General features: G+C 42.0%; 15 protein-coding genes. 2 read left to right on the forward strand and 13 right to left on the reverse strand.

The features are described 5' to 3' along the window. The first annotated feature begins 479 nt into the window (after window positions 1-479). Together HUX64_RS02405 and HUX64_RS02410 are read left to right on the forward strand one after the other, a co-directional pair. The gene (locus tag HUX64_RS02405; protein ID WP_174624648.1) at window positions 480-2153 is read left to right on the forward strand and encodes an FHA domain-containing protein; all 1674 of its coding nucleotides are present in this window, start codon (window positions 480-482) and stop codon (window positions 2151-2153) included. A 935-nt stretch (window positions 2154-3088) separates the two neighbouring features. Further along, window positions 3089-8191 carry a serine/threonine protein kinase gene (locus HUX64_RS02410; RefSeq protein WP_281355244.1) on the forward strand — a complete coding sequence of 1701 codons (5103 nt, stop codon included), beginning with the start codon at window positions 3089-3091 and terminating at the stop codon, window positions 8189-8191. Between the two features lie 345 nt (window positions 8192-8536). On the opposite strand, the gene HUX64_RS02415 is transcribed toward HUX64_RS02410, so the two are convergent. The 13 genes from HUX64_RS02415 to HUX64_RS02475 all read right to left on the reverse strand — a co-directional run bounded on the left by HUX64_RS02415 (window position 8537) and on the right by HUX64_RS02475 (window position 20535). Then, window positions 8537-9841 carry a transporter family protein gene (locus tag HUX64_RS02415; protein WP_174624650.1) on the reverse strand — a complete coding sequence of 435 codons (1305 nt, stop codon included), beginning with the start codon at window positions 9839-9841 and terminating at the stop codon, window positions 8537-8539. 1691 nt (window positions 9842-11532) lie between these two features. Beyond that, window positions 11533-12303, reverse strand: a complete 771-nt coding sequence (locus HUX64_RS02420; protein ID WP_174624651.1) for a PP2C family protein-serine/threonine phosphatase — start codon at window positions 12301-12303, stop codon at window positions 11533-11535. An 890-nt stretch (window positions 12304-13193) separates the two neighbouring features. Further along, window positions 13194-13532: an REP-associated tyrosine transposase gene (locus tag HUX64_RS02425; RefSeq protein WP_217426409.1), complete on the reverse strand. Its 339-nt coding sequence runs from the start codon at window positions 13530-13532 to the stop codon at window positions 13194-13196. 209 nt (window positions 13533-13741) lie between these two features. Continuing rightward, complete coding sequence (locus tag HUX64_RS02430) at window positions 13742-14011, reverse strand: DUF2442 domain-containing protein (RefSeq protein ID WP_174624652.1); 270 nt, start codon at window positions 14009-14011, stop codon at window positions 13742-13744. Then, a complete protein-coding gene (locus HUX64_RS02435) occupies window positions 13992-14237 on the reverse strand; it encodes a DUF4160 domain-containing protein (protein ID WP_174624653.1) in 246 nt (81 codons plus the stop codon). The genes HUX64_RS02430 and HUX64_RS02435 overlap by 20 nt, the downstream gene beginning before the upstream one ends. A 234-nt stretch (window positions 14238-14471) precedes the next feature. After that, on the reverse strand, window positions 14472-14672 hold the full coding sequence (locus HUX64_RS20230) for a hypothetical protein (protein WP_343034370.1): 201 nt from the start codon (window positions 14670-14672) through the stop codon (window positions 14472-14474). 207 nt (window positions 14673-14879) lie between these two features. Next, window positions 14880-15131: a hypothetical protein gene (locus HUX64_RS02445; RefSeq protein ID WP_174624654.1), complete on the reverse strand. Its 252-nt coding sequence runs from the start codon at window positions 15129-15131 to the stop codon at window positions 14880-14882. Between the two features lie 325 nt (window positions 15132-15456). Then, window positions 15457-16377 (reverse strand): hypothetical protein, encoded by a 921-nt coding sequence (locus tag HUX64_RS02450; RefSeq protein WP_174624655.1) that lies wholly within the window; start codon window positions 16375-16377, stop codon window positions 15457-15459. A 9-nt stretch (window positions 16378-16386) separates the two neighbouring features. Next, window positions 16387-17463, reverse strand: a complete 1077-nt coding sequence (locus tag HUX64_RS02455; RefSeq protein ID WP_174624656.1) for a PAAR-like domain-containing protein — start codon at window positions 17461-17463, stop codon at window positions 16387-16389. Then, window positions 17453-18502 carry a hypothetical protein gene (locus tag HUX64_RS02460; RefSeq protein ID WP_174624657.1) on the reverse strand — a complete coding sequence of 350 codons (1050 nt, stop codon included), beginning with the start codon at window positions 18500-18502 and terminating at the stop codon, window positions 17453-17455. The genes HUX64_RS02455 and HUX64_RS02460 overlap by 11 nt, the downstream gene beginning before the upstream one ends. Window positions 18503-18727: 225 nt before the next feature. Beyond that, window positions 18728-19078, reverse strand: a complete 351-nt coding sequence (locus tag HUX64_RS02465) for an endonuclease domain-containing protein (RefSeq protein ID WP_174624658.1) — start codon at window positions 19076-19078, stop codon at window positions 18728-18730. 132 nt (window positions 19079-19210) lie between these two features. After that, the gene (locus HUX64_RS02470) at window positions 19211-19420 is read right to left on the reverse strand and encodes a hypothetical protein (protein ID WP_174624659.1); all 210 of its coding nucleotides are present in this window, start codon (window positions 19418-19420) and stop codon (window positions 19211-19213) included. Between the two features lie 5 nt (window positions 19421-19425). Then, window positions 19426-20535, reverse strand: a complete 1110-nt coding sequence (locus HUX64_RS02475) for a DUF2169 family type VI secretion system accessory protein (protein WP_174624660.1) — start codon at window positions 20533-20535, stop codon at window positions 19426-19428. Window positions 20536-20542: the final 7 nt, after the last annotated feature.

Raw genomic sequence — 20542 nt, forward strand, 5'->3', positions numbered from 1 at the left:
TTTAATTTGAGACTATCGAGAACGATGAGCCATGATGCTTGTTACCTAGGATAAAACTCACCCGGAGCCTATTACTACGGTTTATCAAGGCTGTTAGTTTTCCGACAAATCTTATCCTTAATAAGGTGAGTCAGAATTTAACTCTTATTTTAAGTGACAATTAATAAACTTTGCTCGTCGGATTGTAACCGAAAATTTATTTACTATTCATTAATGTGACAAAGTCACTGTAATAAAATAATTAATTGTGCTTAAGTTTGTAATGTTTAATTCAGAGCTAAATGCCCTAATCTATCTATTAAGCCTATATAGTTGAACATGTATGAATCAGAAGGGTTGATCACTTTAAATCCCTGTTAGCTATGGCAACAATCACTACCTCACGAGAGTGTTTTTTATTTATTGCGTTATAGCCGGATAGAAAATGGACTGGGTCAAGAACTAAAGACGATAAGATTACAGTGAAGTTCGGAGGTAATATGCAGGACGATAAAACTGTATTTATGGAACTGGATTTGATAAAGAAGGAATTATATTCGGACTCTACCAGGTTAATGACGGGATTGAGGGTCAGCGTGATGGATGCGTCTGGAAAGACAACTGATGAGTTCTTTTTTAAGCATGGTTTCACGGCTGGGCGATCCCAAGACAATGATATTGTCATTCAGAATAATGAAGTTAGCCGCCACCATCTTGAGGTTAAATGGGAACATGAATATTGGTGGATTTATGACCTGAATAGTGCCAATGGCATTTATATTCATAATAGCCGGCTTGAGCATAAATCGAAACTGGATTTTCCGGTATTGGTTTCAATGGGCGATTCCGGTATTTCTCTGAAAATCCAGCCGACTGAACAATGTACTGAGACAGGTAAGCTAACAAAAGATGTTATTGAACTTCTTCCGGCAAAAGGTGTGTTTAATGTTAATGTGCGGAAAGATATCTCCAGAGAGGCAATTATAGCCCGCTTTTTAACGAAGGAAGAGGCAGAAGATGCGGGAGACTATACCCGTATGGTGCGCGCATTGATCCATGAAGACCGCAGTAGCCGGGGCAAAAGGTTCAAAAAAGCTATTTGGGGATTGGGTATTCTGTTTTTGCTGGCAGTTGGTTCAGTAGCTTATCAACAGGTTGCCCTATCAAATGCTCGCACCTTGGCAATTGATATGTTTTATGACATAAAGATGCTGGAAGTTAGCTTGTCGCAGGCAGATATCAGGCTAGAGGAAAGTGCGGATTTGTTGGAACAAACTATAAAAGCAGCTGCAAATGAAAAGCTTAAGATAAAGCAGGAAGAGATTAAAGTCGAGCAAGAAAAAATTTTGGCGGAAAGGAAACGTATGAGACAGGAAAGGAAAAAACTTAAGCGGATGAAAGCCAAGTATCAGCAATATGTGAAAGAGGCCACATCCTTTCGGTTAAGATTCCCTACTGATGCGAGCTACGAGGAAGAATTGATTACTAAAGTTGCCAGAGAGTTTAATGAGAGCGAACTGGAACTACCTGACGGTTTTGTCGAGAAAGTAAAACAGTATATTAGATACTGGCAGCATTCGCCAAGGCTGGAAGAGGCCATCGCTCGTCTTGAAAAAAACAATTATGCGTCCGCTATTATTTCTGCTTTGGAGAAAGAGGGTCTGCCACTGTATTTCCTTTATTTGCCTCTTCAGGAGAGTAATTACGATACTCAGGCGATTGGTCCCGTAACACCTCACGGCGTGGCGAAAGGCGCATGGCAGCTTTTGGCAACAACCGGCCAGGAATATGGACTTTTATCTGGCCCATTGGCAGCCGTTAGGGAATATGATGAACTGGATGCTCGTTTTGACTTCAACAAGGCAACCCGTGCGGGAACTAAATACCTGAAACATATCTACAGCACCGAAGCGCAGGTATCAGGTTTACTGGTCATGGCGAGTTATAACTACGGCCATAACCGCGTGAGAGACATGATTGAGAAAATGCCCGATAACCCTCGCGACAGAAATTTCTGGAAGTTCATCAAGCAATATCAAATACCAAAAGAAACTTATGATTATGTTTTTTATATATTCTCAGCAGCGGTAATAGGGGAAGACCCGAAGCACTTTGGGTTTAAGTTTAATCCGCCGCTTTCAATGTTCAGCATGAAGGAAAGTAAGAGTGAATAGAACTCCAATACTATCAAAGGCTGAGCTTTTTCAAAAAACAGCTTATTATTGCATTTGTAAACGGGCATCTTTATTAAGGAACTTATCGGCAATATTTCAATAAAAATATGAATCAAGAGGAAAATTATAATTCTTGCAATGAATCAAAGATCCTACTGTTTAGAATGATTAGGATACTTTAACTTATAAGACAGAGACTGGTCTTGGCATACATTGAACGTATCAGAAAGGTAGGCTCCTATCGATAGTGTTCGAGTAAAGGATACTGACAAACTCAATGGCTTGATCCCTAATGTCTGTCTAAAAAACCATGGCAGAACTCTCGATGGATCTAAAGTGAGTATTGACGAATTATTGCTATTAGCTAAGATTCAATTAAAACATTAAATGGACTAGAAAAGCTGCGAGTGGTGAGACTGAGCGCTTATTATTCAATTACGTAAGTGTCATTAATACATCCCAACCTATGACATTGAAGTTCTTGAAAATGACTTAAGCCTACCCATAGAATACCCGATGAAATCGGGCAATAATTATTTTTAAATCAAATAGTTTGGTGTTGATTCGACAGTAAGCTCTAGTTGCGTATCATTGGCTTTCTGCTGAGGAAGTTTTTTCGTAATGTAATAAATATAGGCTAGCTAATAATATTGTTGAGTTTTTTAAGTTTACATAATGCATTGGTTAGGAAACACACGATGTTTGTTAGCCCTTAAAGTAGAATTTTGGGAAATATTTTTTATCCAGGTTAAAACAATAAATACACCATAATATTTACTTAGTTCCATATAAACTAACGATAAAAATGTTTATCTAATAATTTTAGGAATCTAGTTCTCGGATAAAGATAGAATTGGTGAATTTATAAGTTTTCTTTGCGTAAGCCCAACCAAAAAGACTAATACCGTATGCTAAATAGAAGTCCGGCCCATCCAATGCTAATTTCGCGTAAATACGAGGTAGAGAGTCAATTAGGCAAAGGAAGCATGGGTTTAGTATATAAAGTACGCCATGTGACTTTGGGGGCAATATCAGCCTTGAAAGTCCTGCCTTCTCATTTAATGGAAAATTCCGATCTATTAACGCGTTTTTACCGGGAAGCGCGCGTTATGGCAAAGCTTATTCACCCTAATATTGTGCGGGTGATTGATATTGATCACGATGTAGAGCTTAACTTTCACTATTTTGTAATGGAATATATCCAGGGACGGACATTACGTGAATATCTTCAGGAAAAAAAGGTACTTTCTTTAGAAGAAATTCTCAGGATTGCGCGTCAGGTGGCAAATGCTCTTCAATTTGCCCACAATAATGATCCTCCCGTCATTCACCGCGATATCAAACCCGCTAATATCATGCTTGAGTACAAAACTGATCGAGCGGTATTGATGGACTTTGGTATCGCCAAGGAATTAGATGAGGCAGATATGACGAGATCCGAGATGATGCTGGGAACGGTTCGTTATTGCCCTAGGGAACAAATGCTCTATGAAACCCTGGATGGCAGTGCAGATATTTATGCGCTCGGTATGATCATGTATGAAGCGTATACAGGAAAGCATCTTTTCTCTGGTCTTAATGAAAATCAAGTAATTTCCAAGGTATTAAGCGATAAAGAGAATGAGCCAATATTTGACTCAAATACCCCTGTAGAATTTAAAGCACTTATTACTAAGGCAATTGCTAAAACACGAGATAAGCGCTACAAGTGCATGGCTGAATTTCTTACCGATCTTGAGGTGTGCTGGTCTCTTCATATTGATCATAATGCACCTAAAAATCTACGTGAGAGTAATGCAGATAATATTACAGACTTGGATGAGCAAATCCACAGGCTGGAGCAAGAAAAGAAGAAACGTCTTGCTCTTTTTAATAGAACAAAGTGCCAAGAAACAAAAGAACAAGCAATTCAGGAAGACGCAGAGCATTCAGTTGAGGAGTTATACCTAGAGGGATGCGCTCAGGAGATAACTGCTAATGATTACTTGATCCAAGAGGAATATACCCTCGCTCAAGAAGCTTTTGAAACTGCGACAAACTTATTTTCAGAAGCATATCTGAAAGCTTTCCAGGTGAGACTGCATGAACAAGCTAAACATATCAAACATCAAGTACAAGCTATCAAGGCTGAGGCGGATGATTATAACGCCAAAGAAAAAGCCCGTACTTTATACGGGCGCGCTTTAAATTTTCAATCACAAGCAGAAGAATTATTAGAAAGTGCCTCTTTTAAGGAGGCCTATGAGAATTTCAGCCAGGCGTATCGCATTTTTGAGGATGCCCGTGAACTTGCATATCATAAATCTCAAAAGGAAGAAACAGAGGCCTTTCAAGCGCAAGCTAAAGAAGCCTATGAGCAGGCAGTTAAAGCTGAAGCGGAAGAATTAGCTCCAACTTTTTTTAAAGAAGCTTTATTGAGCGAGCAAAAGGCGGAAGCCGCATTTTCATCTGAGGATTTTTTTCAAGCCAATGAGTTATACCGTGTGGCGATAGAAAATTATTCACTTGCTCGACATCAAGGAATAGATCAGCGGAAACGGCAAGCTATGGTAGCTGCGCAAAAGCAAGCAGAGGAACTATGGCATAGAGCTGAAGAGGTTGGAGCAGCTCAACGTTTTAGTGTTGAATTTGCCAAGGCGGTGCAATTGAAGGAACAGGGGCAACATTGGGAAGCTCAACAAAAACCGGAAAAAGCAGCAGAATGTTATGGCGGAGCAGCAAACGCATTTGAATATCTGCAACGTGAAACGGAATTATCAGCGGCACGAGAACAGGCGGAGGCAGTAAAACAACAGCTGGTAAACACCAAAGCCAAGCTCCATAAACTGCGAGCTTGGGCTAAGGAGGCTTGGGCTGAAGCAGATACCATAACGGCAGAGGCAGAAACAGTCTGGCATCGTCAGCAATACCCGCAAGCGCTAAAGCTTTATATTCAGGCACTGGAAGCTCACACTCAAGCACAACAAAAATCTATTACGGCTCAGTGTGCCGAACAGGTCCAATTAATTCAAATTCAGTTACAAGAAAGTCAACGAGTGATGGATCATTGCGAGATCGAGCATTATTGCCAGGGGAATTACCAGAAGGCAATTGACGCCAGGATTCAGGGGGAGACTAGCCTAAAAAATAGCAGCTGCCAAGACGCTTTGAAGTGTTACAAAAAAGCCGAGGAATATTTCGAGCAGGCCATAGCGCAAAGACACCAACAGCTTAAACAGAAAATAATATTAGCCCAGAAGCAGGCTAATGAATATCAAGCGCAACACTACGCCAATACCATTTATGACAATGGTCAAGTCCTGGTATCGAAGGCCGCAGAATTATGGGACCGTTCCTGCTACGAGCAATCTTATGACAGTTACTATGAAGCATCCCGGCTATTCGAGGAGGCCTCTAAATTTGCTTGCCATAAGATCCAGAAAGAAGAAGCGGAGACTATCCAAGTTCATGTTCGGAAAGCATTCGAACAGGCTATTGCGGCAGATGCGCAAGAGCTGTCTTCTTCCCTGTTTCAACAAGCCGTTAAAAGCGAAAAGCAGGCGGATGCGGTTTTTATGGATGAAGATTTTTTGCAGGCTAAGAACCTATATGATGTTGCGATTAAGCAGTATGCAATAGCTAGTCAACAAGGGCTGGAGCAGAAAAAGCAGCAAGTAATAGCAGCCCGGCAACAAGCCAGGGAATCACAAAAACTAGCACAACAGGCAGGAGCGCGTGCTGAGCAAAATGTCTATCAACAAGCATTCCTGTCCTACCAAAATGGAGAAAGGTATGTTGATCAAAAAGCATATAAACAGGCGTTATCGGCATTTGAATTAGCGCATACGGGGTATCAGCAGGCCCAGCAGGAAGCGGAGAATGAGCACATATATCAAATAATGCTGGCTGCAAAAGGGAGAGCGGAAGAAGAGTACCGTAATGCAGAGCATGTGGGAACCGCAGAATATTTCGGTGAAGGATTTACAAAAGCGTTACAACTGCTGGAGCAAGCCCAACACTGGAATACACTAAAAAAACTTGAAAAAGCGACCGAGTTTTATGAAAAAGCCGCCAAGAAATTTTTACAGCTCTCTTTAGAAACGCTCTTACACATAGCTCGTCAAAATCTTGAGGTGAGCCGTCAGCGGGTATTAACAATCCAAGGGCAAGTAAAACCTTTTAGATCTTTTGCCGAAAGATCATGGAACGAAGCACAAAAATTAAAAATACAAGCAGAAAAAGCCAATCAAGCCAAAGATTATAATAAAGCCATTGATATATATGAAGAAGCATACGAGGCTTATGAACGTACCAAAGTTGAAGCTGAACACCAGCAAGATAAGCTAAGGCAAGTAAAAGAAAAAAAATTAAAAGCTAATACGGCTACGAAAAAAAGCGGGTTTTTAGGTAATTCCCAGTCTCTTAAACACTGGTCGATCAAAACCTTTTTTATTTTGTTTTTAATCATTGGAGTTTATACGCTCTTCGGCTCTTCTTTTTTTAAGAAGATGATTGTTTATTTAAATCCTCCAGCTGAATTATCTGTAAGCAAAGTTTTGCCCATGGAAGAAGAATTATCGATATTAGATGGTCAAACACAGACCTTTTCTCTTGAAGTCCAGAATAAGGAAAAATATAAGCTTGATTACAGATGGTTTCTCGATGGTGAAGAACAGGCAAAAGATGAAAAATGGGCTTATAAGCCTGCTTTTAGTAAAGAAGAAACCGCTCCCAAAGAGGTTAAAGTAATTATTACTGATCAGGAAGGACGCCGGTTAGAAAAAGTCTGGAGGATAACCGTCACCTCGCCTCCGATTGACAACAAAGTAATTAAGATTAATCATCCGCCTGAGATAATTGAATCCAGTCCTTCCAGTTCCGATATAAAACAGATTAAAGCAGGTGATAAATTAGATTTTTCAGTGCAAGCTACCGATGTGGATTTGGATGATAATTTAACCTATATATGGTTTCTTGATGGGGAAAAGGTGAGCGTCGATAAATTCTGGAAATTTGCCGCTCCCGCATCAGGAGGTGTATTTACCGTAACAGTTAGGGTTCTGGATGATGCCGGTTTGCAAGCCCAGCGCAGCTGGCGCATTACTGCGGCGCCCCCTGAAAATCACCCTCCCCGGATAGTCGAGGCAAAGCCTTCCAACAGGGAAATTGCGCTTCGTACAGGGAATACGATCAATTTTTCTGTGAACGCGACTGACAGCGATTCAAATGATCAATTAACGTACACTTGGTCTCTGGATGGGCAGAAAATCTCCAGTAGTAAATTGTGGCCTTATAAAGCACAAGCCGATGGTAAGCACATTGTGGTTTTAAATGTTTCTGATAGGAAGGGTTTGCAAGCTCAACGCAGCTGGCGCATTACTGCGGCGCCCCCTGAAAATCACCCTCCCCGGATAGTCGAGGCAAAGCCTTCCAACAGGGAAATTGCGCTTCGTACAGGGGATACGATCAATTTTTCTGTGAACGCGACTGACAGCGATTCAAATGATCAATTAACGTACACTTGGTCTCTGGATGGGCAAAAAATCTCCAGTAGTAAATTGTGGCCTTATAAAGCACAAGCCGATGGTAAGCACGTTGTGGTTTTAAATGTTTCTGATAGGAAGGGTTTGCAAGCTCAACAGCTTTGGAGTATTGATATAGAACCTTTATCAAAACCTGTAGCTATAGAGAAAAAGATTGAAAAAAATGCCAAAAATTTCAACCCAACAACCACTAAGCCCAAGAATACTATTAATGAAATGGAAGTAAAAAAATGGTTGGAAAAAATTAGAATTAATTGGGAGAAAAAAGATACATCTAAATTGGTTGAAATGGGAGGAATAGATGCCAGAAATGAATCCAAGCTAAAACAAGCTTTAAATCAGTATAACAATTTTCATGTCGCTTTCAAAAACATTGATATCATCATAAAAGATAATCAAGCCACCGTGTCATTTACCAGGGTTGACACGATTGAAGGACAAACCCTTACGCATCCGGACCGTAAAGTGATTGGTTTAGTAAAAGGTTCGGATGGAAGACTTACTGTTAAAAAATAATTGGATTTCTTGATACCTCATTAGAAATAATAGCCATAGATAATTGTTGTTCTTAATAGAAAGAGAAAGAAATCTTTAAAACTCTTTACTTATAAGTGTATGTAAAACTCCACACACCTATGAGCAATTCAGTGTATGGAAATCAGAATCATTGACTTCAGGCCTTGTCTTGAATAGACTTTTTGATGGGCTAACACAAATAAATCCCCGGTTTTGCCGGGGTAATTTAATATATCAAATGGGGCAGAGGGTAATTCAACAATAACATGTTGATATAAGCTTAAAGAGATAATATGGGCTCCAATATACTATATTACACCCCGTAGTATGGATCTTAACCACAGATTAAAAACCCACTTGCACACCACCTGATGGAATCAGATCAGAGCGCAACCCGGCATCATTAAGAGGGATAAACACGTTAAAAAATCCAACTACGGATTTGACAGGAACAAACTTGAATCCTAGCGCCAGGTCGAGGGTGTCGTTATTCACTGTTGCGGTACGAATGTCATAGGATGAAGGTGTGGCATTACCACCCGTAAATTCTGGAACTCTCACTGAAACTTCATTGGTTCGTATATTAGAAGTACCTATAAAGTCTGTAATCAAGCCAAATTCCGGAGTCACATGAAAAGTCGCGCCGCCCGCATAGCGTATGCGATCGCGTCGATCATTGCCGGTATTGAATTCAACGCCCGCGGTTGCATGAAGATCGATGATGCCGTATTCCTGAGAGAATGAAAGGTAAGGAGTAACCGTTGTATCGCCCACGCCTTGAAAATCACTCTGGCTACCTGAGGGCAGGCGCAAATTGAGGCCGCCCGCCATATTAAATTTTTTATAAGCAAGAAAATGGTACTTAGACCGCAGTTGAATATCTCCAACGCCCAAATTACTATCGCTTACTGAACTTGTCGTGGTTTTGGTTCCGTTAGGAAAATTATGAAGTCCTTGCGGGTTTCCGGCAAAAGCAACATCATTAATCTGTGCTCTTGCTGATATATCTAATTCGGTTTGTATAACTGGAACCAAAATATTGACATCCCATTTATCGGTGATGCCGTAAGTGGCGGAAAAATTGAAAATATGGGATTGTAGTGAAAACCTATCAAAGATCAGATCAGCCGTGGCCTTTTCAAAGGCAGGATCACCCAGACCAGGCACAGGGGAACAGCAATCGCCATGCTGCAAGTTCAGGAATGAAAGCCCCTTTAACTTTTGTCCGTTAAGCGTATCAAAACCGACGTAAGTATAAGAAAAACCGGCTTCGAATCTGCCCTGACCTAACGTTAATGGGCGTTCTATGTAAATTGAGCCCAAAGAGCCTGATGAGCGTTCAAACGCTTGGAGCGCAGGATTATAACTATAGGTGAGGCCGGGTACGGTTGAAATTGCAGGAATATCAACAGCGCTGACAGCCAATTGCTGAGTCAATAGGCCTAATGTCGACACACTGGCACTTGAAAAGTGAGCTTGATGATTATTGGCGGGGTTTGCCGTGTTAATCTGAAGTTGGATACCGTCTGAGCCAAAAAGATTATCAATTTGATTGGCAAGTCCATCGGCTTGAAGTGCGAATGGGAAACTTATTCCTCCTACTATGAGTATTAATTTATAAAAATGTAATTTAGGCCGCATTGTTTCCATGACTTAATCCTTAGATTCAAAATATTTATAATTTAACATTTTAAATAATCAGAAATTAGCTTAATTTTTTTAGTCAAAAGATAAAATCAATTACAAAAAATATTACAATACTGCACGTGTTGCTTGGATACAACTAATGTTGTTTGTTAGATTACATCACATTTAAAAAGCATGCAATTTTTTAAGTCATCCCAATATGAAAATTTAAGAATTTTTAGTTTAAATTAATACCGTAATATCAAACCTCATTATTAACAGTACAAAGCTTTAAAAGTACTCTAATAGTTCTTCAAGATATTCATGCTAATCGGGACTTTTTCGATAGATTAGGGTGACACGAAGTTTATAGTTGACAGGCGGTATTCAAAAAGCTCATTAAAAAAGAAAAAGCGGGTTCCCAGTAATTCATAAGTGCTGGGCAATGGAAATCAAACTCATATTTTAAATGCTATCTTCTATTTGCTAAAAATGAGGTTGAATAATAGATGAAGCCGGAAGAGCTTCAAAAATGGTCAATTAATTATTATTTATTTGGACCTCAAACTTCAAAGCAAGAAAGCATGTGATAGTGAGTAAGCTATTCATTCTGAACACAGTTGATGTGAAGAAGAAAAAAGTGGCTAAAGTAAGTTTCCTGCCGTAGCTATATTAATGAATTAATTAGAGATTTGTTAATCAGTACGTAAAAATTACCAAGGAGCCGGGAAAAAACCGTTGAAAAGTGACTGCCCCCTAATAGGCAATCATTAGGCTTTTTTGCAGGCAGAAGGCTACCATTGGCTCGAAATGGTTTGTAAATTAAAACTAGAAACCATTTTCAAACGATACCGTGCCTCATCAGCTATTGAGCCGTGGCAGATTGCAGTTGTTACGACAGCTTGCTAGGAAGCCGTTACGTCCCTTGATCGATTCGCCCCACTGAAGGCACTGAAACTCTACGGCAGCGAAGCGCTGAGTGAATGGCTGGTTGAGAAAACCAAGCAAACGCTCCTACCTGAAGCCTTAAGCGATCGCCTGATTGGGCTGAACACTGCTCTTATGAAGCAGGCAGTCTGTCATATCAGCAAGGTGCTCGCTTCTCTATTCACCGTGACCTGCTGCGCTTCAATTGGCAGGAAACCCCCTATATAAAATGCCCAGCTCCAAAACTGGCGACCCCCGGCTTTATGGAGTAGCTACATAATTTGATTTTGGCTAGCAACACACCGGTACCGGGAAACTCCACCTGAGCTACAGCTATTGGTATTGTCGTTATCCATTAAGGTAAAAGGATGCGTTTCTACAAGCCATAGACGTGGCGTATCTGCTGGAAAAAGAAAAGTTGAATGGTAAAAAAAGCCGGCAAACAGCTCATCAATATAAATACGATCATTGTGGATGAATCGGGGTTATCTGCCGTTTTCAGAATCCGGTAGTGCCTTGATCTTCCATCTGATAAGCCCTCAAAGAAAAAACCTCCCCATGATCACAGCCAACCAGAGCTTGGGTGAACGGATACAAATGTTGGAAGATGCCTAAATAATCACTGTGTCATTGGAGCCGGTAACACACCATTGCGATAGTTTGAATCGGGAACGATACTTACCGGTTCAAACAGCGGAAAAAAGGGATCAAAAACAATAAAACCTACAACTTTTAACGCTGACAACACGTAATTTTTGACCACTGATTGACAAGAGATTAAATCCACTTCATGTCACTTCTTGGATAACACCATTGCAAGTCAATAAAATTAATGTCACATTATCATTACCACCATTGGCTAAAACTTCGGTGAGTAATAACTCTGCCTTTTCTTCTAGTTTTTTGTCCCCAGCTAAAATTGCTTCTATCTTTGAGTCAGTTATTTCCCGGCTTAGGCCATCGCTGCAAAGCAATAAGATATCGTTTTTAAACCATTTTTCCTCTATTACGCCTATTTGTAAAGACTCCATTTCAAAACTACCTAATGCCTGGGTAATTACATTTTTATAAGGATGAGTCTTTGCTGTTTCTTCATCTATCAAACCCTGATCTAAAATCGTTTGAAGATAGCTGTGATCTTTAGTTAGCTGTTTCAAACCTGAACGCCATAAATAAGCCCTACTGTCTCCCACCCAAGCAATTTGGTAACCATCAGCAATCATCTGTACTGCAACTATGGTGGTCCCCATTCCCTTTTTGTTAATATCGTTTTGTGCTTGTTCCTGAATTGTCCTGTGAGCGGTTTGGATAGCTGTAGTCAGACTGTTACCCGCAACAATAGAATGATGCATAACCGTAAGTGCAATGGCACTGGCTACTTCACCGCAATTATGCCCGCCCATACCATCGGCTATGGCCCAGGTACCTAAATCAGGTAGCAGTAAACCGCTATCTTCATTGCTGCTTCTCACCAATCCCTGATGAGAAAGATAACTGAATTGTATGTCTTGTCTCTTCGGGATTTTATCTGGCCTTAAGAATCTGTTGAATATTTCCATTGTTATACCCTATGGGATTATTTGAAATATTGGGTAATACAGAAAAGCTTTTATAATTTGAAAAACTTCTTAAGAAATGAAATTCATCCATGGCTAAATGATAGACACCAATTTTTCAGTTATTTATATTTTTTGATCAGTTTGCCGAATTAACCTCCCTGTTGGAATCTAGTGTTTATGAAGCCTCTTGCTTTTCTACTGAAAAACAGTTTGTAATTCGTAGCGGGCATCGACATACATTGAGTTTATTAACCCTGGCTCGCGCTACTAATTAATTATACTCTCAAAATTGTTCTCTTTGGTAAAGCACTACCTAATTAAACCCCGTTACAATACAGCAGTCAAATACTCCCCAGAAGCGATAGGGCCTATGTTTTCAGGAAGTTTTAGCGTAGTGAAAATGCAAACTTACTGATATCGCGTCATCTTATTGCGAGGAAGTGAGCAACCCGGCGATGATTGGCGAACGAGTTACTCACGAGGACAGGGATGACGCAGGAAGTGAGCTGTGCCGTGCAAATACCAACGGTAGGATGCCCAAAACAAGTTTCCATAAAAAATAGAGACTTTCCGTTAGGGCGCTTACAAGCCTCGGTATGCAAAAGGCATTTTAATGGTTAACAATTTTATTATTGTTGGGTAAAGTGATTTTTAATTTCACTCTCACGGCATCAAATGGGATACCAGGCATAAACTGAACCAAATTATCTCTACCGTATTCGAAGCAGCACTGGCCGATAGTGTTCCATTCTACTAACCACACTGGTCAAACCGTCAATGTCATCGCTCCGCTTCCATGAGGCGGAACCCGTGGACGATTCTGCCCTACGACCTACAATTTACCCGCCGTACGACCGTCATTTATCCGTCACGAATGATCGAGCTTGAGTCTATTGATTATTCCGTTCTCCAAAACCGAAGTTTTCATCCCCAACCTCGCCGATCCAATCGGTTGGTAGAATTCCTTCACGAACATAGCGATGAAATGTCGAATAAGGCCAGTCGGCCACCGTTTTCGCCAAACCATGTTTCACGGGATTCCAATGCACGTAATTTACGTGATGTTCATAATCGGCTTCGTCACGGATAACGTGTTCCCAAAAACGGCGCTGCCATATGCCCCGTTCGCCTTTTGAAATCCGAACGAATGATCGCCGCCCGGCACCCGATAACGACGATAATTCGGCATAAGTTACGTAGGACGGATGCCCGCCAGGGTGATCCGTCAAACAAAGCTCAAATTGTGAATCTTACAATTCCTTCAGAAAGCACCTCAGTCACATGCGTCGGAAACCGTAAACGGTTCCGACTTACGGGCTTACGGGTTATACAACGTACGGCCGTACGGGTTTATTCCATCCCAACCCTTGCCGAATGACCAAATTTAGCTTGATTTTGAACAGAATATCTTACGGGTTTACCCGCCGTACGGACGTAATCAAGCCGCTGTAGTCAATGGAACTGTAATATCGCCTATACCCATCAATAGATACTCAACATTAATATCTTCATCTAATTCATCCCAATGCAATCCAATGCCGCCACCGCTTATTTCGTATTGTCGTCGTTGTTGCATCGTTGCATTTAATAATCGGGGGAAATATACTAATGGCGTACCTAATTTACGTCCATCTATGAATTCCACCCACATCATATCGTCATCAAATTGTAAGTTTTTGGCGAGTGGTTTAAGTTTTAAAATATTCATGCCATTTCTCTTCAATTAAGGGTTTATTGTCATGTATAAGCGTATGTAATTTACGTAATTCCGTTGATGTTAATCCGTAAGATTCAGCCAGTTTGATTTCAGGAGTGACCCAAAATTTTGCAATTGCGCCACCTTTTCTAACATGAACGTGACACAGCTCAAGCGGGTTGCCTTCATTTGAAAAAAAGAAAAAACGATAACCATCGTAACGAAAAATAACTGGCATAGCGGTATATAAACTCTCCAATCCAAAGAAATCATGATTTTAACGGAATCTATAAACGGTTCACCCCTTACAGATTGCCTCAAACGATCAGAAACGACCATACATCTATATAAGATTCCAATAGTAAACCAAAACATCCAGGGAACACTCAAGTCAAATCTTCGAACCTGCACGGATGAAATGGCAAGTTTACCACTCCGGTAACATCCGGCGGAATCCGTGAACGGTTTCGCCCTACAAACCATCCGACATACGTCCGTAATCAATCGAGTCTGACCCCATTGGTTTGTGAAATGGCCGCTCTCGCCGCGTCTTCCGGACAGCTTCGCGTAAAACATCAATATGACGCACCAAGGTATCTTGCCGCCGTTCCAACAGATTAACCGTGAAAAAATAAGTGCCGCCCGGCACCCGATAACGACGATAATTCGGCATAAGTTACGTAGGACGAATGCCCGCCAGGGTGATCCGTCAAACAAAGCCTCAAATTGTGAATCTTACAATTCCTTCAGAAAGCACCAATAGATTAGCCTCTGTGCTTCGGTCACATGCGTCGGAAACCGTAAACGGTTACGACTTACGGGTTACGATAATTCCGCCGTACGCAGTATCATTGAATAGGTTGGTAGTTATGGATGGCAACTAAGTTAGCTCTAACCGATGCTCAATTCTATCGATTCTTTCTTTAAGCCGATCAATAGTTGACTGCTGCCTAGCGATATCTTCGGCTGTTCCCGCTTCATCGCGACGAATGCCGGCAACAGCCGATTCAAGCCGATTAATTCGGTGCTTAACATCGCTGAAGTCGTTCCGCATTTCCGTCTGCAACCCTTCAATTTGGTTCCGAAGAGCCCGAAATTGCTCAAGGATTAAGTGTTCTATATTATCAGTCATAACTACATTCCTAAATTAATACTTGGCAATTAGTACACCAATCAACTTAGCAATGTCAAATTTCGACCTTCAATGTACAAACTATCCGACGTACGTCTGTAATCAATCGAGTCTGACCCCATTGATTCTATTCGGCACCCGATAACGACGATAATTCGGCATAAGTTACGTAGGACGGATGCCCGCCAGGGTGATCCGTCAAACAAAGCCCTCAAATTGTGAATTTTACAATTCCTTCAGAAAGCACCAATAGATTAGCCTCTGTGCTTCGGTCACATGCGTCGGAAACCGTAAACGGTTCCGACTTACGGGTTAAGGTATACGTTTAAAACAATACTTCCCAATTCTGACCATCATAACGCGCAATATTGTTTTCTCCCACTGACCATAGAACGCCATCATTGGCATGAAGATAGCTGCATGAAATAGATTTGCCTACTACAATGTTTACCTTTTCTGAAGTATGTTTATCGTAACGATAGAGAGCGATGCTATCAGCAAAAAAAACTGAGCCGTCAAATTCTTCAATACTCCAAAGTGTATTTGTAGTCAATCCATGATCGATCACATTCCAAACATCCCTACGACCTTGCAAAAGTAACCCTGAAGCACCACAGGAAAATACTTGTCCTCCTGTTGTACAAATAATACTTTCCAGTTTCAAATTAGTTGGGCTTGAAGCGGGTTTCCACTGATTTTCTTCAAAAAACCAGATTTCGCCCTTGAAACCAACTGCATACATTTCGGTTGCATCAAAGCCGTTAATACTTTTGAATCCTGAAATTGGATCAAGATTTGGGGTTTCATTAATTCCTTTATCAAATCGACTCCAATTATCAATGCTATCACGACGGTAAATCATTCTACCCATGCCTACTGTATATAATTTTCCAGAAATTATTCGAATTTCTGTGAGGGCTTTTAGGGAGTTCGCCCCCCCAGATTTTGTATCAATTTTTTCCCATGAAAATCCTTGTTTCGATGCCACATGAATATTGCCGTCAGGCACTAATAGAAAAACTTTCAGGTCTGGATCTTTCATCAGACAGTGTGACGTGCTAGGTGCTTCAACAATATATTGCCCCCAATCACCATCTTTATATCGGATCATGACGGTATGATCAATTCCCTTTGAGTTTAACGAATTCAATTGAGCTCTAATAAAAGCTAGGTTTCTATCATAAACAAAAACGCCTGTGAATCTTATGTCGTCAGTATGTTCACCTAAGACTTGTTTGAGTTCCATTATTTTCGTCTATCCTACTATCGAAGTTAGTTGCCCTTGCATGGAAACGTTAGCGTCAGTACGCAGCCATCTTCCATCACCCGGATCGTTTTTTGCCAGAGCTTGTGTTTTAGGTGGATTTAATGGCCTGGAATCATCTTCTCCGTAGAAGTTGTCGAGTTGGGACTCCATGCATGTCCGTGAGCAACCTGAACTTCCAAAAGTCATTTCATGAGCCATTAATGCCGCTGATTTTCCTTCCCCATAATTCCAAACTTGACCCGCGTTTTCGCCTCCTGGAAGAAATGATTCTTCCTTCAATCCTTGGGCAATATGCATTTCACCATGTTCTTTCTCATATCTCCCGCCTTCAACACATACTGTTGGTGCTGCATCATATCCACTGCTATCTTGAGCCATCGGAAAAGCATTGTTTCCCTTTACCCAATGATCTTCAATCATGTGATGACCAGTATTTCCAGGTGAGCAACACATTTCTTTATCATTACCTTTCGGGACGAGAATACAAGCCATCTTTTCCTTGCAATTACCCTGACTGCTCGAACAGTCACGGGTAGCTGTTTTACCACTACCCGTGGTTACAGCACCTTTGCATGCGCTTTGTGCTTCATTGATTTCTGTTTTGCATGGGTGATCTTCTGGTGCCATTGCCATGCTATATATAAATGTCCAAGGCGGCGCATCTCCTGGATCAGACGCGTGATTAGTTGTAGTCAAATCCAAATGCCGATCAACATTTTCTCCTTCAAATTTGACATCCATCGACCAACCTTCAAAATATACTTTTCCCTTATTCGTACTAGTGATTACTCCCTTCTTGGCTGCACATCCAGCTTCATCTCCGGTCAAGGTTTTAAAATAAGAAATGTGTTTTAACATAATTTCTTTATCAGAAATCTTCACATTCTTAGTACCATCAGTCGTATCGGAATCAAATCCGGTATTAGGATAAGGCACCGGCACACCTGGAGGTGTAGCAGGATTTTCCGGCGGAGTAAAACAGACATCTGGAAAAGCTGCTATCGTTTTCCCTGACCCAGCTTTACAGGCGATTTCCCTACCATTGGCAAATACATCATTCGCCATAATTACCCCCTCCAACCTCTTGCCACATAAATATCATAGACGACCGCTTACCGTCATCATTGCCTAGATGAGCCACAATATGATTTCCTTTGCTATAGTCTTTCTCACAGGCTGCTTTTAAAACCGCAATCATAATCGGCCCCATAACAACTCCTACTTCACCAATGCAATCAGCCGGATGCCAGATATCGAATTCTTCCTTGCGTTTTCTAAGTAGCCGCAATAAAGCCAAACTAGCCTCCTTAAAATAATACTGATCTCCGGAAATATCGGTAATCCTAAAATCCAAATCACCCATTTCACAGCCCGCATCCCCCAATGACTCCTTGATCGCCGCCGTCAAGCCATCCGCCCTTAACGGTTCCTCCGAATCCACATGCGCCTTTTCAACTCCAAAGCCTAAACCATGGCAAATAAGCTGATGTTCTCGCTTGGCATGTACAGCTTCAACCACCAATGCCGCCCCCGCCTCACCCGGAATAAAACCATTGGAATTCTGGCTAGTCAGCAGGCGCTCATGCTCTTCATAATGCGCCAAAGTCTGCGCTACCAATAAACTATCAGTCGCGGCAATCAGCACGTGTTTAAAGCTTAACTCCTGTAATAATTGTCGTGCGTGTTTCAATGCGACAGCTACCGCCACATGGCCTCTGGCAATCACGCGGGACTTCTCGTGAAACTCCATGCCCAACTCAGCTTGCAAATCCAGAAAAAACTGGTTGTCGTCATCGATCACGCGACCTTTTCTTTCATGCTCCGACAAACAAAGCAATAAGGGCGTTGCTTTCGGATCGATGAGGTTGTTGGCTAGACATTCGTTGATTGCAGCAGCAGCCATTTTGATCAGTTTGGTTCTGCCTCGCCAGGGTTGTTCCAGCGGCACTTCACAACCCATAAGCCATTCGCCGCCGTTGTCCATAAAACGGGTTTCCTGAAAATTATCCAGGGCGCAACGGATGGCGGCACAGGTGGCCGGAGCGTTCAGGCCTACGCCTGTGACCATGCCGGTTCCGGTGATTGCTATGGGGAAGCCGCTCATGGGGTTATCTACTTATAAATCGTGGAAGCTGGAGTGGCTCAATTGGTTTTTTTATATTCCCCTCATCCCAATCTTCTCCCTCAAGGGGGAAGGGGCTTTTGCTGATTTTAGCTGAGTGCGTTAGGGGCCTTTTCCAGAGGGCGAAGGTGTGTGCAGTAATTTTAGTTGAACACAGATATAGCCCTCTCCAGAGGGAGATGGTTGGGTGAGGGGGAATGTTATAAGTCACCTAGATCTCTCCGTAATATCCAATATAACCAAGTGGATGGCTTCTAATATACCTGTGGTATTTTGAATGACATCATTATTCCAAAAACGAATCACTTTAAATCCTCGTTGCTCAAGAAACAAACTGCGTTGATTGTCATAGCTAACTTGATCGGCATGTTGCCCTCCATCCAATTCAATAATCAGTTTTAATTCAAGGCAAGCAAAATCAGCTACATAAGCGGCAATGGGGAATTGTCTACGAAATTTATAACCACATAACCGCCGATTGCGTAGCTGTTGCCATAGTAATAGTTCGACATCTGTTTGATTTTTTCTTAAAGCCCTTGCTTTGTTGGTTAAATTCATAGCATTTTTTTGTTTTAAATTCCCCTCACCCCACCCTCTCCCTTAGGAGAGGGCCTTATCTATAAATCTAAAATTTATACGTGGAATAAGTCCTGTGGCAGAACCCGTAAACGACGGTTCCGCCCTACTGTTCTACTGTTCTTCAACACGTTTATTTCTCAACATCATGGCTCTTCGGCTGAGTTTCTCGATACTCAATGGCTCATCCTGTTGTTGATGCCACTGGGTATAATCGAAGGGCTCTCTTTGAATCAGTGCAATAAACCGTTCCGCTTCAACATCTCCGAGATATTTCGACAGGATTTGTATGCCCTTTATCTTAATTTCTGTATCAGTAATCATGTTTATCAACCGTCCTCTTCCGCTTCGGACTTATTAGCCTTCGCCAGATGCGCCAGGGAGGGATAGTACGTCTTGCCCAGCTCACGCGCCCGCCACCAGCCGCGCGACATCTTTCCAACCAGCACTTGCGGAATCTCAAACATATTCTTTTTTAGAGGCAAACTGGAACGCCAAGTTAAGCTAAATATACCTTTATCGGGTTCGATAACAACGGTGTCGAGGACTGCCTGGGTCTCGTGGCGTTCGCCTTTTTTGCGAAAATACACCACGGGGACTTCGACTGTAGGCAAGTTAAAGGCAATCCGTCCTTCCGGCGATAGATTAACCAGCACCACCTCTTCGCCGCCTTGGGGATAAGGAATTTGCTGATCTTCCGGCGCGGCTTGATAATAAGCCTCGTTAAAATCTGCCGGCAAAAAAGGAAAGGTATTGTCCATCCAATCCTGATCGTAAGTGCCCCCATGCGGTAGACGCGATGACCAGCCACGTCCAACCGGTCCGAAAGCCATCGGTCTGTAATCATCGTCCGGTTTTTCGATAGGCCGATTAACTTCTTCGGTATTGGGCAGCGGTGTTCCATCGACCAATTCACTGGCAAGGCGTTGATGATAACCTTTGCCAACTGGATTTAGCATATAGGCGCTGTGCTTGTTTTTATCTTCATGGAAATTATCCAGGCCGCCGAAGGCGTTATCGTAACTGATCGGCATGATGGTAAACTCAGCAGGCAGGCCCGGAGCGATGGAAATACCGGCATCCCAGTAACGCTCGCCCACCACGTTAAAGGTCTTGATAAAAGAGCCCACCCTTAACCCCACTTGCACCATTCGAGCCGGACGGCTATGTGGGGCATAGGCGCTGCCGTTTAACAGCACATCGCAGCGATGCCTGATAGGCGCATAATCCACTTCATAGAGAGGCGCGGAATAGCCGGGTTCTCCGGTAAAGGTGTCCGCCATAATCAAGGGAATTTGTTCTTCGGCCAATTGGGGCTTTTCACCTGATTTCGGAATAGTAAAGGTTCCCTTGATTGCCACGACCAGCATTTCCCGGCCATCGGGTTTCATGCCCATGGTATAGCCTGCTAACATGCCGGTAGAATTAAGAAGGTCCATAAGCTAT

This window comes from Candidatus Methylobacter favarea, from assembly GCF_902806695.1.
Taxonomy (GTDB): domain Bacteria; phylum Pseudomonadota; class Gammaproteobacteria; order Methylococcales; family Methylomonadaceae; genus Methylobacter_B; species Methylobacter_B favarea.

What these genes read in the sequence shown, in the direction of transcription:
- HUX64_RS02470 (WP_174624659.1), bottom strand. Translation starts at nt 19,420, where the DNA reads ATGATTACTGATACAGAAATTAAGATAAAGGGCATACAAATCCTGTCG.
- HUX64_RS02450 (WP_174624655.1), bottom strand. Translation starts at nt 16,377, where the DNA reads ATGGAACTCAAACAAGTCTTAGGTGAACATACTGACGACATAAGATTC.
- HUX64_RS02430 (WP_174624652.1), bottom strand. Translation starts at nt 14,011, where the DNA reads ATGAATATTTTAAAACTTAAACCACTCGCCAAAAACTTACAATTTGAT.
- HUX64_RS20230 (WP_343034370.1), bottom strand. Translation starts at nt 14,672, where the DNA reads ATGCCGAATTATCGTCGTTATCGGGTGCCGGGCGGCACTTATTTTTTC.
- HUX64_RS02460 (WP_174624657.1), bottom strand. Translation starts at nt 18,502, where the DNA reads ATGAGCGGCTTCCCCATAGCAATCACCGGAACCGGCATGGTCACAGGC.
- HUX64_RS02415 (WP_174624650.1), bottom strand. Translation starts at nt 9,841, where the DNA reads ATGGAAACAATGCGGCCTAAATTACATTTTTATAAATTAATACTCATA.
- HUX64_RS02405 (WP_174624648.1), top strand. Translation starts at nt 480, where the DNA reads ATGCAGGACGATAAAACTGTATTTATGGAACTGGATTTGATAAAGAAG.
- HUX64_RS02410 (WP_281355244.1), top strand. Translation starts at nt 3,089, where the DNA reads ATGCTAATTTCGCGTAAATACGAGGTAGAGAGTCAATTAGGCAAAGGA.
- HUX64_RS02420 (WP_174624651.1), bottom strand. Translation starts at nt 12,303, where the DNA reads ATGGAAATATTCAACAGATTCTTAAGGCCAGATAAAATCCCGAAGAGA.
- HUX64_RS02475 (WP_174624660.1), bottom strand. Translation starts at nt 20,535, where the DNA reads ATGGACCTTCTTAATTCTACCGGCATGTTAGCAGGCTATACCATGGGC.
- HUX64_RS02455 (WP_174624656.1), bottom strand. Translation starts at nt 17,463, where the DNA reads ATGGCGAATGATGTATTTGCCAATGGTAGGGAAATCGCCTGTAAAGCT.
- HUX64_RS02435 (WP_174624653.1), bottom strand. Translation starts at nt 14,237, where the DNA reads ATGCCAGTTATTTTTCGTTACGATGGTTATCGTTTTTTCTTTTTTTCA.
- HUX64_RS02465 (WP_174624658.1), bottom strand. Translation starts at nt 19,078, where the DNA reads ATGAATTTAACCAACAAAGCAAGGGCTTTAAGAAAAAATCAAACAGAT.
- HUX64_RS02445 (WP_174624654.1), bottom strand. Translation starts at nt 15,131, where the DNA reads ATGACTGATAATATAGAACACTTAATCCTTGAGCAATTTCGGGCTCTT.